Annotated in this window: 9 protein-coding genes; 1 reads left to right on the plus strand and 8 read right to left on the minus strand. The window is 43.1% G+C overall.

Annotated elements, in window-relative coordinates; genetic code table 11:
• Positions 1-17 precede the first annotated feature (17 nt).
• The 8 genes from J3P43_RS15310 to J3P43_RS15345 form a co-directional block, all read right to left on the minus strand.
• Positions 18-377 carry a hypothetical protein gene (locus J3P43_RS15310; protein ID WP_255903970.1) on the minus strand — a complete coding sequence of 120 codons (360 nt, stop codon included), beginning with the start codon at positions 375-377 and terminating at the stop codon, positions 18-20.
• Positions 374-3,598: a DUF6443 domain-containing protein gene (locus J3P43_RS15315; protein ID WP_255903972.1), complete on the minus strand. Its 3,225-nt coding sequence runs from the start codon at positions 3,596-3,598 to the stop codon at positions 374-376. Before J3P43_RS15315 ends, J3P43_RS15310 begins: the two co-directional genes overlap by 4 nt.
• Positions 3,599-3,630: 32 nt before the next feature.
• Positions 3,631-4,266, minus strand: a complete 636-nt coding sequence (locus tag J3P43_RS15320) for a hypothetical protein (RefSeq protein ID WP_255903974.1) — start codon at positions 4,264-4,266, stop codon at positions 3,631-3,633.
• A 14-nt stretch (positions 4,267-4,280) separates the two neighbouring features.
• A complete protein-coding gene (locus tag J3P43_RS15325) occupies positions 4,281-4,709 on the minus strand; it encodes a hypothetical protein (RefSeq protein WP_255903976.1) in 429 nt (142 codons plus the stop codon).
• Between the two features lie 19 nt (positions 4,710-4,728).
• Positions 4,729-8,103 (minus strand): RHS repeat domain-containing protein, encoded by a 3,375-nt coding sequence (locus J3P43_RS15330; RefSeq protein ID WP_255903978.1) that lies wholly within the window; start codon positions 8,101-8,103, stop codon positions 4,729-4,731.
• Positions 8,104-8,133: 30 nt separating this feature from the next.
• The gene (locus tag J3P43_RS15335) at positions 8,134-8,562 is read right to left on the minus strand and encodes a hypothetical protein (protein ID WP_255903980.1); all 429 of its coding nucleotides are present in this window, start codon (positions 8,560-8,562) and stop codon (positions 8,134-8,136) included.
• A 19-nt stretch (positions 8,563-8,581) separates the two neighbouring features.
• Positions 8,582-11,944 carry a hypothetical protein gene (locus tag J3P43_RS15340; protein WP_255903982.1) on the minus strand — a complete coding sequence of 1,121 codons (3,363 nt, stop codon included), beginning with the start codon at positions 11,942-11,944 and terminating at the stop codon, positions 8,582-8,584.
• 747 nt (positions 11,945-12,691) lie between these two features.
• Complete coding sequence (locus tag J3P43_RS15345; RefSeq protein ID WP_255903984.1) at positions 12,692-12,871, minus strand: BF3379 family histone-like protein; 180 nt, start codon at positions 12,869-12,871, stop codon at positions 12,692-12,694.
• Positions 12,872-13,372: 501 nt separating this feature from the next.
• Here J3P43_RS15345 and J3P43_RS15350 point away from each other — a divergent pair.
• Positions 13,373-14,533 (plus strand): hypothetical protein, encoded by a 1,161-nt coding sequence (locus tag J3P43_RS15350; protein WP_255903986.1) that lies wholly within the window; start codon positions 13,373-13,375, stop codon positions 14,531-14,533.
• Positions 14,534-14,562 lie beyond the last annotated feature (29 nt).

The raw sequence follows: 14,562 nt of genomic DNA on the forward strand, positions 1-14,562 counted from the left end.
TTTGAGTCTCGACATCGTTACTTAACATTGTCGTAGGGAAATATTCTGTCGCTTATTTTAAATACGAAATCTGATTTAAGTAGCCAGTCAGCTTCTTTTATTACCATTTCATCAACCTCCTTAGCTTCAACAAGAGACATAAAATTTTCAATTTTATCGATAAACACAAGTTCAAACCTCAATTCACTCAACCCTTGGCTAATTATATCTATAGCCTCAGGTATGGATTCGCTTTTTACCAATATATTTGCCCATGCACCAATATATTTTCGGTCAGTAGGCTCTTCTATATCAATAAGGCTGTTAAACTCAATCCCATCTTTTGCCTTGACGTTAACAAAGCTGAGCCATATCATTTCATATTTATTTTTTCTCATTCCGGGTTTTTCTTTGATGATCTATCAACATAATGAACATTATCTTTTCCTTTGAGCTTTTCATTATCCTTGGTAGAATGATAGTGAGTCTTTTGACCTTTATCACTTGAATGCTTTGTAGGCGCAGTGTTTGACTTAGGATTGTTCCTTGCAGCGTCTTTAGCAGATTTTAAATTCGATTTTTCAACAGTGTGTATCTTTGGTTTACCACTTGGCCCCAATTGCTTTTGAGGTATTCCTTTAGACGCCGCTTCTGCGCGATTCTCCTTCGCCTTCTCCACCACCCTCTTAGCAGTAGTAGCAGTCTTAGCTACAACCTTTTGGGCAGTGGTAACTTTCGGTATGGCACGTGCAGCCCGTGCACCTACTATCACGGTCGCTTTGGCTCCTCCTACACCTAAGGCTGAGGCACCCGAAGTAATACCTCCTAATACTGCAGAGGCTGCAATAGATCTCCCATCTACCTGGGTTAAAGACTGGCTCAGGCTCTTCCCTGCCACCATATTGCCCGCTACCTGTGTACCGTAATCTACCGCTGCACCGATTGCAGCGCCAATTACTACATTCCAGAGCTCTCCGTCTGGGTCGTTATAAAGAACGGGGTTATTGCGTACATAGTTGTAGGGGCTCCATTCATCGTCTTCTTCTACCCTGGGGTCTACCGAATGCCAGCGCCCTATAGCAGGATCGTAAAAGCGTGCACCGTAATCGTACATGCCTATCTCATCCTGCAGCTCTTTACCGTTATAAAGGTAACGGTTATTCGATGCATAATCATAACGTCCTCTCCGCAATCCGAAAGAATAATATTCATCTTCCTGGATCACTCTCGCCTGGCCTCCGGATTCATCAATGTATACCCGGGCATTACCGAGGTGATCTTCTAAAGCATATTCGTACTTAAAGGTTCCGGCTGAAGAATTATATACTGCCCGGCCTTCTTCGTTATTAATAAACTTTAGCTGATTATTCTGATAATGTATCCCATCCAGGTAATCCCAGGTACCTGTACTGCCGGTACTTTGCAATTTATTACGCTCTGCATCATAAGTATAGGTCAATATGGTACCTCCGCCCTGGTGCTGCACAAGGCTGGGCAGATTCAGAATATTGTAGAAGTATTGCTTGGTACCATCGGCTCTCATATTACCGTTGGCGTCGTAGTCACTATATGTTTTATTTAAGTAACCGCTTACAGATGACAACTGGTTACCATTATAGGTATAACTCAGGTTCCCATAATTACCTCTTTCAAGATATTGTATGTTTCCCATCAAATCATACTGAATATTATCTTCGGTAAGTACTCCTTGAGCATGCACCGAACGGATCAGTCTGTTGGCTTTATCATATTCGTAACGAATCTGGTTGGTACCTGAATGATCTGTTGTATACCTTGCTTCGGTAATATTTCCGTTAAAAGAAGGAGTGGCTCCGGTTAAAATATCAGTATCGTAGGCTAAGGTGAGATTAAATTTACTTCCTGCAATAGTCCTTTTCCAGCCCCGTTCATTATATGAGTACTGCGTGTTATGGATATACGCGCTGTTATTTGCAGAATGAAGCTCTTTGGTTTTGAGCTGGCCTGCCTCATTATAATCGCTATTGGACAGGGTAACTTCAGTGCCGCCAATTTGTTGAAAGGATTTCTTTTTTCTACCTGCATGATCGTATTCATATCTGTCAGCAATAGTGGTAGTGTTGCCATTTACCGTATGAATTCTTGTAGAGGTAAGCAACTCATCGGTAAAGCTGTATGTGTTGTTGACGATATCCGTTCCCCCGAGATGGTTTTCCGATTTCTTTTGTATGACCCTGCCATCACCATCATAATAGCTTACTGTGAGGAGCATGGTTGAGCTGCCAAGTATGGCTGTTTTAGTACCGGTGAGCAGCGTAGTTACATTGGGACTTTGACCGACAGAACTGCCTCCAAAACTATTGCCCGGAAAATTATAATCGTCGTAGTAGCTTAATGTCAACGTGGTGTTTATGGTCTGAGGATACGTTCTGTATTCTGATAGTGAATTTGTATATCCGTTGCCGCCAGACTGTCTGATATCCCATTGATAGGCTTGATTGTCAACATTACTCTGCAAGCCAGTACGATAGGACCCGTTCGCCGTGCTTCCATTATGCACCCATATCCCTGTGAACACCTCTCTTCCGTGTGCATCATATTTGGTTACTAACCAGTCTTGATTTGCATGGCTCCGCTGATTGGCATCCTGGCTCATCACTACCTGGTCGAGCTTATTGTAAACCATATACTCCCAACCTTTAGCCGGTATCTTCTTTTCTACCACCCGATTCCTATGGTCGTAATGATAAGCATAGATATACTGATTAAAGATGGCATCACCTTCTGTAAAGCTGGCAGGGCTGGCTCCAGGGGGAATCACATAGACCAGATTATCCAGATCGTCATAAATATAATAAGTAGAAAGAGTTTGAAGGGCATTGTCTTTAACGTTATAGGTCCGCTTTAAAACAGTTTGACCACTTTTATCTTTAAACTCTTCGCTGATACCAGCCAGTGGAAATACTTGATTCGATGTCCAATTCTCGTCCTTAATGGTAGTTTTATACAAAGAGTTTGCTGGATAGTAAGCGCCGTTTGTTGTGGCGCCATTGCTGGTCACACTCCAAAGTTGTACCTCATTGGTGGTATTGGCCCCATATTCTGTTTTTATGGTATGGCCACTAGCCAACTGCCAGGGACCGCCTGGTGCGCCCTGTTCTACTACCCGGTTGAGCGGGGAAGGCTCAAATTTGGTCTCTGCAAAGGATGGTGTGATGCCTCCCGCTGAGGGGATGGTAACGACACCGTGGTTCGCTCCATTGTTATAAAAGCTGCTCTGACTGCTTAATGCATTGCTCCTGTAGGTTCCATAACTTGTTCCTTCGGTATAGGGGAGATACTTTTTGGCTTCTCTCCCATAAGCGTCATAAGTTATGTGTTGGATAATATCCTTTTTGCCGGGACTCGCAAAGGTTTCTACGGTTTGCATCGGCCTGCCCAGGCCGTCGAAGTATTGAACGTTTTGGTTTACTTCGTTGGCTGGCTTACCGCTTATCTGCGAGGGAATGGTAATGCCTTCTACCCTCGGGGTATAGGTAACTACATAATTCTTGTCTCCACTCAAGCTGCTGGTCTGGCCATAACTAGCGGCAACAATGCTTACCAGGAAGGTAGTAAGGAACCCTAATGTTTTTTTCATTTTGACAGGTTTATAGTGTAAAATAGATGTCTTTATAGTTTCTTATCTTGTTTTATCCCCTTCTGCGCTTTCCCTTTCGGTTGTAACCTTTGTATCTGTTCTCTCCGGTGCTGCTCGGCTTTGTATAAAGCATTAATACTGAGCTGTTGCTCGTCCAGCAGTGCCTGTATTTTTTTTTGCTTCGTTTTTGAATCCAGGTTTAGGTTTTTGACCACGGCACTAAGTTCTGAGCGGTACTCCTGTTGCAGGGCCGACACACGTCGGCTAAGACTATCGCCTTTGTACTTAAGGTGCACACTTTCTGAGGACTTCTGTTGCTGAGCTTTGCTTGATAAGCGCGACAACTGTGCGCTATTTAAGGTTGTGCTGAATTTCTGTTGATGCTCCTGTTCCAGCTTTTTTAGGGCCTGTGCCCGTGCAGGAATGTCCATTGAAACGTCATTGAATAGCTTATCCATTTCAATTTGCTTTTCTTCATCAGCTTTTACCAGACGCATGGCAGCTAAGGAGTCTATGCCCAGCCTTTTCTGATAAAACACCCTTTTAAACCGGTATTGAACCTCTTGGTGGCTTTCACTTGCTTGTCGCTGATTCGATTGATTAAATTGGGCTACGGTCATCAGGCTGACTTGCATCAGCATTAACAGCAGGAAGGTTGTTCTTCTCATGGTTGTGACTTTGGTTATGGTTTCTTGTCCCTATTTAGCTCCTTCTGCTCCTTTTCCTTCTTTTCTAATTTTTTGGCTCGTTCGGCTCTATGTGCCTCTGCCTTAGCTTTGCGATCGGCTATTATAGACGCTATCTTAGCGTGCATGGCTGACAGCTGCTCTTGAGTGAGAGTGGCTTTTATCTTAGCCTGCCGCTCTTCATGAAGCTTTTTCATCAGCTCTTGTTTGGCAGGGCCTTTTAAATTGGTATCGCGGGCTGTACTCCGTATCTTCTCTACATTATAATCCAGCGCGGCTACTATCTCTTCTGCTTTCTGCTTATCCACTAAAAGGGTTTTCGATATATTGTTCAACCGCTCTTCTTTGGATGGTTTTTGTGGCTGCTGGGCACTACCGCTCAGACCAAAGCCTGTCATCAGTAGTATCAGATATAGTGGTTTCATGTTTGATTTTTTTTAAATGCTAAAATATAGATATAGTCGGCTGAGGTTCATAGCCTGCGCCTGGAGTGAGATAATCATAATAAGTGTAAGAATCATATAAATACCCCCAATCAGGGTCCCAAGCGTATTCCTCGTAATAGGAGGTTTCAACATTCCCAAAATAGAAACTGTTACTACCAGAAGGAACCTGAATGCTGGAAGAATAGGTACTCTGACTGGAGCCTCCGTTATAGTTGTATTCTGATGTATTCGAATAATAAACATTCACACTGCTGGCGAGGGTATAGGGTTGGGTACATGCCGCGTCCGAATAGAACCGAAAATACAGATCGGAAGACCAATAACTATAATAGAGATCTCCATTATAACCATAATCACCGGTTTGACCGTCATATTCAGCCCGGGCATAAATCGTTTGGGGACCAGTACCTCCTGTATTGCTCACACCCGGAAGAGAAACAGAATAACAGGTGGTCTGCTGGCCTGCATAGTTATAACAGTACTGCTTTACTATACTTCCACTATGGTCTTTGATAGTAGACAGACGCTGAAAGCTGTCATACTCATAGGTTGTGGTCTGACCGCGGGCGTTCGTCATGCTTGTCATGCCTATTAAGGGCTTGTAAGTATAGGTCGTAGTCTGGGCAGAGGGAAGCCCCGTACGCAAAGCCGATAAAGCATTACGCATATCCTCATCACTTGTGTTTAGTGAATTAATGATGGTAGAATTAACCAGGGAGCTGGCTGTTGTATGATCTGCATTCTTCACAACAGCAACCAAAAGCTGCGACTGGTAACCATAGATGAAGCTCGTTACGCCTCCCCCTTCATCCGTTTGCTGAAGAATATGGCCATTCGCGTCATATTTATCGGCTACCTCCCTAATTTCCAGTGGATTTCCACCGACAGATTTTTTTATCTGCGTAACCTGGGCTGTTCCTGTGGCGTTCGCAGGATTGAAAAAGTCATACTCAGATTTTACACGGCTGATTTCTTTATTATTCTGCGTTTCATTGATTACTACCTGCTCAATCGGCTCGCCGACCCTGTTCTGTTCGACGAGTTTATCATATACTGGTCCTGAATAGTTATTCGCATAAGTCAGATTTTTCCTTATCGCCTCCTGCTTACTGTTCGTTTGAAGGGTACTAGTCACCTGCATTGGGCGATTCGGGTTACTGTAAGTATAGGCCTCGCTCGTCCATACGGCCAAACCATCGGCCCCTTGCTCTGAAACCAGCTTCTCTCTCAAACGTTTAACTCCCGAATGGTGGTAACGATTAGCGAAATTATAGAAGCATGAAACATTTCTATGAAAATAATCTGAGGAGTTCCCCCCGATGTCGATATGAAACACACTCTGATTCATCACTACATCATGAACGGTATCTTTTTCAAAAGATTCATAATCAAACAGTTCGGTCTTATGATAACCCGGACCAGTGGTCACCTTTGATATCAGGTCTCCAAAGTTCCAGGGCCGGTAATGATGGGCGAAGGTTCGGTATTCTTCATATCCATCTCCGGGAAAACTGTTTGACTGATTGCCTAGTTCCTCATATTCGTATGCCTGATAATCATCAAAATAATAATCAGTGGATATTTCCCCCTCCGATTCAGTGATATGGTAATACCCAACTGGTGCTCCTTTTGGAAATAGTGTCACAGGAGCAGACCCAGAAATCGTTCTTCTTCGGGATGATACGGATCCTCCTCCGGAGATACCCACCAATATGCCCGAATGCTCAAGAAAAAGTTGCGGCGTTACATCCAGTTCTATCCATGGTGAACTATAGGTGTAGGTCTTGTGTTTTGCTAGATGTCCATCCTTGGCATAGCTTCGAATATCTTTAATCCTCAATCCGCCATAGGTTTTTCCGTTTCCCGCATTGCCTTCGTAATCAAAATCGGTAAATCCACCCGTAGGATAAGTAATGCGTTGAAGCATATACGTCTGAGCCGACCAGGCATTAACCTGTCTGTAATTCAAATCAGGGTGGAAATAAATGGGACTAAAACTGCCATCTAAATTTATCGTCCAGAGCTGCGTAAGGTTTGGTATGGGTACGGTATAGTCACCCGTCCAACTCCGGCCATTATAAAACCCCCAAAGGTCTTTACCCCATGTCACCGCTTGCCCCGCGTTATGGTAAGTGAAACTATAGCGTTCCTGTTCAATAGAGTTAGCATCTTTAAAGACCACCGCATCTAACCTACGGAAAGGTCGGCCACTGTCTTCTGTAGTAGAAAAGTTCCCTCCAAGGAGTTCCACCTTACGTAACAATTGGTTTTTGTTATCATATATCTCGATTCGTTCAAGATATTTGAAGCTGTTGAGAAAAAACAGCAAATAGCCAGATGAAAAACTAATTCGCTGTGGAAAAACAGTATAATGTCTATTATACCTATTGGTTAGTGGAAATCTCTCTCCTGTGTGGGAGTGCGGTAAGATACCCGACATTAGGAAATGTGGGGCACCATATGGATCATACTCGTCGTTATAAAAATCATCCATCACCCATTTTCTAGACTCTTGAAAGGGGTACAACCAACCATTCTGATAGGTATACGATATTGCTCTACCCGGCTGTCGCGAAGATAAAATTTGAGTCAGATGCCACGTGGAAGCTGCGGAATACTGCCAACCGAGGGGGCCAGCGGTAAAATCTTGCATTTCTGTAGCAGCATTGCCCCCAAAAAAGTATTCGACTCCATTCTCATCCACCATGTGTCCAATCGATTTTATCCACACATCATCTTCCTTCAGTTTAAAAGGGTCATATGGCTGCAATCCATCAGGATCTTGCAAAAAATGGGCATAAGGTATAAATTTCCCTGATTTTCCGAGGAAATTGTAACTATAAACATCCAGTTCGTGGTCGCTATAATAATTGTTGTAGTCATCGTACATATCTTGGTACCGATATTTATAGTTTCGATAGTCGTTAGGATGATAATCTTTACTCCAGTCTGGTATAACAAAATTGCCAAAATGTTCATCTGCCACGCCATTAATGGTTCTGGAAACCATTCCCCCTGTGTGGAGCGTCCACCCCGGACCAACATTACCTTGCCGCTCGTCCAGATTCAATCCACTGGCGTGGAAGCTAAGATAAATTGGTACGGTAATATCTCCTTCCTGTATAGTATAGATAGGCACTTTGATATCGGGTATGCCAGTGTAATAACTCACCGGGTAATCACCATATTTCTGAAACATCATGGTACTTGGAGATGGCGGGGCTTGATCGGGCAGATTTTGGCCATATAGCAATGCAAATTGAAAAAGCAGGAATACTACACCCAACATTTCTTTAAGTTTAAAAGGCACTCTTTTAGATCTAAATTTCATGAAGTGATAAGTTAGCAGCAGGACGCCTATTAGTTTTTTCATCGTGACAGGTTTATCGTGTAAATAACTGTATTATGGTTTCTTGTCCTCTTTTGTCTCCTCCCGCCTTGCTCTCTCCTCTTGTATTTTTTGCTGCTGTGCCTGCCTCCGCTGCTCCATCTTTGCTCTCTGGGTCTGTTGATGCTCGGCTATCTTGGCCTGCATCATCGCCAGCTGTTCTGGTGTAAGGATGGCCTTAATTTTAGCCTGCCGCTCCTCATGCAACTGCTTCATCAGCGCCTGTCTGGCCTGGGGCTTCAGGCTGGTATCTCTGGCAGTACTTCTGATCTTCTCGATGTTATAATCCAGCGCTCCTGCTATTTCTTCTGCTCGTTTCTTATCTACCGACAACGTTTTAGACAGGTTGCTTATGCGCTCTTCTTTGGAAGGCTGTGCGAGTTGTTGGGCCTGGCTGCTTAGTGCAAAGGCTATCATCAGTAGTATCATATATAGTCTTTTCATATCTTCCTTTTTTTAATTCTCAATAATGATTGATAGTCGATTCAGATTGATAGCCTGTATTTGAAGTGATATATACATAATAAGTGTATTGATCATATAGATATCCCCAATCATCATCCCAGGCGTATTCCTCGTAATAAGAGGTTTCCACATTCCCGAAATAGAAGCTGTTAGTACCCGAGGGAACCTGAATGCTGGAAGAAAACGTGCTCGGACTGGACCCGCCGTTGTAGTAGTATCCCATTTCATTTGTGTAATGAACATCCAGATTGCTGGTGAGCGTATAGGGCTGGGTGCAAGCCGCATCCGAATAAAACCGAAAATACAAGTCTGCCCACCAGTAACTATGGTAGAACTCTCCAATATAACCATAATCACCAGTCCTGTCCTGATACTCAGCCCGGGCATAAATAGTTTGCGTACCTCCGCCACCAGTGTTAATCACCAGAGGAATGCCAATAGAGTAGCACGTAGTTTGCTGGCCAGCATAGTTATAACAGTACTCTTTCAGTATATTCCCGTTATGGTCTTTTATCCTGGCTAGCCGCTGGAAATTATCGTATTCATAATAGCTCGTTTGCCCACGAGGGTCGGTTTCACTGCTCATCCCTAATCCTATTTTATAGGTATAGGTACTTATTTGGGCCGAAGGAAGGCCCCCGCGTAAAGAAGACAGGTGGCTGCGGATTGCTGATTCTGTATTACTACCGTCATCCAGGAAGGCCTGGTTCACTAACGATATAGCCGTATTATAATCGGCTCCAACAATTTTAGCGACCGGATAAAGTTGGCCGTACCCATAGATATAGCTGGTTTTTAATCCACCCTTCTCTGTTTGTTCTAATATATGACCACGACTGTCATAACGATCTGCTGTCACTTCTGTTTCAGGCGTTGATCCGCCCACCGATGCACGAATTGCACTCAACTGAGCCTGGATGGGGGTATTTATGAGAGCATAATCACGGTTAATCTTCTTTATTTCCTTACTAAGCGTTTGGTTAGTGGAAGTTTCTTCAACAGGCGTAGAAATGCGGTTCTGGAGAGTAAGTTCCTGGTAAGCCGGGTCAGAAGGATAATCGTACGGGTACTTATAAGTAGTCCGTATCAGCCGTCCCTTGCTATCGGTGGTAGTCATTGCTGTTTTCTGAAGAGGATAAGCAGTGCTTCCATACTCGTATTCTTCAGTTGTAGTAAGCTCCCTGCCATTTGACCACTTTTCTGTGATTGAAGTTCCGATCTGGCGCTTTAGCCCTGAATGATGGTAGCGATTAGCGAAGGCGTAAAGGCCATAGCGACTGTGAATATCCTCTTCTAGAAATCGTTGATTTGCAGTAAGGCCATGAAAATTCGGAGTCCAGTAGGGAAAAATGCGCTGATTCATCACTAAGTCACGAATTGTATGCAACAGCGAGTCCTGATAGTTATAAAACTCTCGCCGTTCGTAGCCGGGAGAAAGAGTATGTTTTGCGATGAGCGTTCCGTAAGTCCATGGCTTATAATTGTTTTGAAACAATTTAAATTGCGGGTTCGACTCGCCCGGAATCGAGGAGTGGGATGGGTTATCTAACCGTTCATAAGTGTAGGCGTCACCGGTGTCGTATTGAAATATAGTTGTTTTATCACCATCGTATTCTGTCACGGAGCTATATGCAACAGAAGACCCTTTCGGCGATAGGTTTATTGGCGAAAACGCTGAGATGGCTGTACGCCGGCCAGGGACTTCTCCGACGATTACTTCGCTATGCTGCACGTAGAGTTCTGCGGTTGGATAATATTCGCATGCCCCTGGGCCATAAACATAGTTTTTTTGAGAAGCAACTTCATTTTGAGCGGTGTAGCTGACGATATTTTTAATCCGAACGCCGCCCGCGGGACGGCCTGCTGCATCCTCGTGCCCTTCGTAGATAAATTCGGTATAGCCCTTAGTGGGGTAAGTTATTCTTTGGAGCATCATCGACACGGCCTGGGAGGCGTCCGCCTGCCTGTCTGCCGTCCCACCCGCAGTATAAATCATTTGATACGGATGTGATAAATTTACATCCAGGTACGAGGTAAAAAAATTGGGTATCCCAATTAGATTGCCATTCCCGTCTCTGGTACGACCATTGTAAAAGCCCCAGTGATCTTTGCTAAGGGAGAAATTGGTTTGGGCGTTGTAATATGTGAAGCTGTATCGTTCCTGCTCAATATTATTGGCGTCTTTAAACACTATATGGTTCAATATCCGCGAACTGAAGTAATGAGGAATGGGGGTGGGCTCTGTCGCCTGCAATTCAACTTTCCTGAGCAACTCGTTCTTATTATTATAGATTTCTATCCGATCGAGGTATTTTGCGCTGTTCAAAAAAAATAGCAGATATCCTCCCGAAAAGGTTATTTTTTGAGGAACTCGGGTGCTGAACGTTCTTCCGAACGAGGTACCAATGTAAGAATTAGCCTTGGGGCGAGAGTGTGGTAAGATCTCTGAGACATCCCAGCCATCCGGACTTCCAATCCAGCTATCAAAGTAATAAAAATCATCAAGCGTATATTGCCAAGACAGCTCTCCAACCATGTATTGAGGACCATCTTGATACTGATAATCGACTGTCCTTCCCGGATGACGTGAGGATCTGATGTTTTTTAAATGCCAGGTAGATACTGTATTAAAATCCCATTCCAGTCTGGAATGATAGTATGTTGTATACTCTTCATATCCAGTACCACCAAAAACATACATGAGTCCGTTCTCGTCTGTGCCAGTGTTGACATTAAAATTGTCTTTCTGCAAAACAAACAATCCATTCAGGTTCGGGTCGTAGGCCGAGGGAATATACTTTCCAGACCGCCCTAATACATTATAACTGTGAATGTCGAATTCGTGATCGTTCAGTGTATTGTGATATGTATCCTTCATTTCCAGATACCTGGTGTCGTAATTGTAGGTGAAGTCCGCCGGAACATGAAATCCATAACCATACTCACTATATTCATCTGGCAGACCGTTAATAGCCCGCGAAACCAGTCCTCCGGTATGCAGGGTCCATCCTGGGCCAATAAGTCCCCGATTGTCATCCAGATTCAATCCGGAAGCATGAAAACTTAAATAAATTGGAACGTTAATATCTCCTTCCTGTATTGTATAAATCGGCACCTTAATGTCCGGAACTCCGGTAAAATGACTCACGGGAAAATCTCCATACTTTTGCATTTGCATTGTTAAGGGAGAAGGAGGAATCTGACTTGGAAGCCTGTCTTGAGAAGTAGCGTGCAGGCTAAACAGCAAAAAGGACAATTGCAAGACCACTTTCTTGATTCGCTCTGTTACTCTCTTAATTGAGCGACCCGCTGGCGCTAAACGATTAATTTGGATAGGGAACATAAAAATTGAAAAAATCATTAGAAATACAGATAGGTTTTAGTTCGGCCGCAAATAGTAAGTAGCGTTGATATTTAAGGGGTGTTGACATTCTAAAAAATGGTTCTTTGTTTTAGCGTTGAAAAACAATAATATTCGGCGCAGGTAATACTATTGGGCTCAACAATCATCAAACATAAAGAGTCAGACTGCAGTTAAACTGCAGTGGTGTAAAATAATATTGGGGTCTTTTTATTGATGCACTTTATATCTAAGTGTATTAGAAAACGGATATAAATCTTATTGTAGAGTCTAAGAACCAGACAGATGAAACTTTTCTAAACCAAGCTTAGTCCTGCTCGTTACAACAAAGCCGATCAACAGGCACAAGCCAGGCCATACAAGAAAAATTGGTCAATCATCCAGAAGTGCTGTTTGTTCAAATTATGCAATGGCATTTAGTTACCGAAGGACATCCATCAGATATGGAGCCCAGTCTTCTCTTCGACAAGTTGGAATGAATTTGTATTGGCTACTTTTTTTTAGCGAAGAATTGCTTTGTCAGGGAATTAGATGGCCTGATACTTTGTTCAGTGTACAGTTGGATGTCCTTGCCATATGTACCAGAAAAGCCAGATGAAAGACTTGATGAAAATAACGAGTTTTAGGACATTTAATACCTGTCAGTTATTTAGGAATGAAGAGACAGTGGAATCTGACAGGCCACCAGCAAATCGCCTGTCAGATGTTTTTACACAAATAAAAAGCTGCGTAATAGCAGCTCTTTATTTATTTGGCTTTGTCCTTAAGCTCTGTCACTTCTTTTCTCATATCTGAAGCTAGCGTCTTAATATCTTGCAATCCTTTGCGAACTCGTGTACCAGCAGCGCTGACACCTTTGTTGTAAAATTTGTCCGCATCTTCTTCAATTGATTTTAGCAGATCCTTTAATTGATTGTAGTTTTTCATCTTTTATTGTTTCAAACTAAGGTGCGAAAGTAAACCCACAATTTCAAGCGTTGATTTTTTAAGTACTTAGCATTTACACACCGTACCTCTTCAAAAATAATTACAGGGTTTTCAGTGGTAAACTTTCTGCGTGTATCATCTTCAATGGTCAATACAACCCTAAAAAGATTAGTGCCTAATTGTTTAGCGTCGGTGTTCTGGCCTACTTAAATCCACTAAGAATGTATTAGTTTCTAACCTATCGCCTCCATTTTTTTAAATAAGGCCCTTGTACGAAATCCTCAGCCACTAAAAACGCGAACAAATGCCGATTAACTAAATCAGTGTCAATCTGACAATTAAAACCATTTGCAATAACAAAACCTTTTTATATTTTCGCCTCGCCTAAAAACATTAATCTATCATTAAATTATGTAACAACATCACTAAACCCTAACATCTTCGAACCTTAACACAATTGTAAAACCCAGAGCACGCGCTGCTCGACATTAACTTAAAACATTGACCTACTTATTTCATGAACTGGATAAGTTATGTAGCGCCTTTAACTTTTCCACCAACTATCCGCAGGGACACGCCTGCCTGATGAAGAACTTCCGAAGTGAAACGGATAAGATCAGAACACAACTCAAAGACGTTTATTTTAAACCACACTGTCAGCATACCTTCGAAAAGTTCGTCAGCCTGCATCATACCGCTTTAGTAGAACGCCTCGATGATTTGTCATTACTGCTAAAAAACAGTAGCGAAGCACCTGGATTGTCGATGCCGACTACTTTGCACGAACATAAAGAAGCTATCCTCTCGGCTTATGCCCTGCTTAGCGACCTGCTTGAGTTCCTTCATACCTGTTTCAGTCTTTTCCTCCCAAAACACCTGCCTATTCCCAGGCAATCTCTTCAAGCCCCTGTTCAGGAAATCCGTGAGGCAAAAGAATTCGTCGAACTGGTGCTCAACACCTCCTGCGGCATTGAATTGAAACACTTAGTAATCAAACCCTTCGATAACTTCCTTTCCGGCGAAAACAACCATACCTGGCACCAGCTCTTTTATTGCAGAGCCCTGCATACCGAACTACAATGGCTTATTGAAAACGTTCAGCCCAATACCGAAAGCCTCATGTGGATGCTTTACCGGCTAAACTACAACGATCCATCCTTCTATCACCTTCTAACAACTTACATCCGCCAGCTTGATGGCGATAATTACCTCGAAACCCTCTATGATACCCGGCGGAAAATAAGGCAGCTTTTAATCGTTCCAAATCTTTTTTACAGGGAAGAGCAGGCATCGATAGGTAAATTAGTGGAGAACTGGCTCAGTGAAGAGATAGCATACATTATAAAAACGGCCAAACTGCCGATGAAGGTGGAGACTGTAAGCGGCTTGCCGGAAATCGTACCTGCCGAGAAATTGCAGGCAAACATGTCCGTTGCCGAACTTGCCTGCCTGTTCAAAGTCATGTCTGATAGCGGCCTGATCAAGATCCCCAACTACAAAGAATTCTTCCAATCTGTCGTAAGCACCTACCGCACAAAGCAGTCGCCAACCATTTCTGCCGAAAGCTTCCGCACTAAGTTCTATTCATCCGAGCCGGGTATCAAGAAAACCGTAAAACAATACATTATTACACTTATGAATCAAATAAATTTAAACCCGTAACACACTAATAATCAATGGGGTTGTTCGGG

The sequence above is a fragment of the Paradesertivirga mongoliensis genome (assembly GCF_024436395.1).
Classification (GTDB): Bacteria; Bacteroidota; Bacteroidia; order Sphingobacteriales; family Sphingobacteriaceae; genus Paradesertivirga; species Paradesertivirga mongoliensis.